The sequence below is a fragment of the Psychrobacter sp. UBA3068 genome (genome assembly GCF_002366815.1).
In the GTDB taxonomy this organism is placed as follows: Bacteria; Pseudomonadota; Gammaproteobacteria; order Pseudomonadales; family Moraxellaceae; genus Psychrobacter; species Psychrobacter namhaensis.
In genome coordinates this window covers 1-213 of the sequence record NZ_DFBY01000027.1, presented here as the reverse complement: position 1 = coordinate 213, position 213 = coordinate 1, and the positions used below count along the sequence as shown (strand labels likewise).

Annotated in this window: 1 protein-coding gene; it reads right to left on the bottom strand. The window is 49.8% G+C overall.

Annotated elements, in window-relative coordinates:
* On the bottom strand, positions 1 to 213 hold a 213-nt coding region (locus B2P60_RS06760), incomplete at both ends, for an EF-Tu/IF-2/RF-3 family GTPase (protein WP_286740176.1).

Genomic DNA, 213 nt, shown 5'->3' with positions numbered 1-213 from the left:
TACTTCTGCGTCAAACTTGGTGTGCGGCGTGATTGAACCTGGCTTCGCTAGTACTTGGCCACGTTGTACGTCTTCACGCTTGGTACCACGTAGTAGTACGCCACAGTTTTCGCCTGCACGACCTTCGTCAAGCAGTTTACGGAACATCTCTACACCAGTACAGGTGGTTTTTTGAGTGTCACGGATACCAACGATTTCGATTTCGTCACCAAC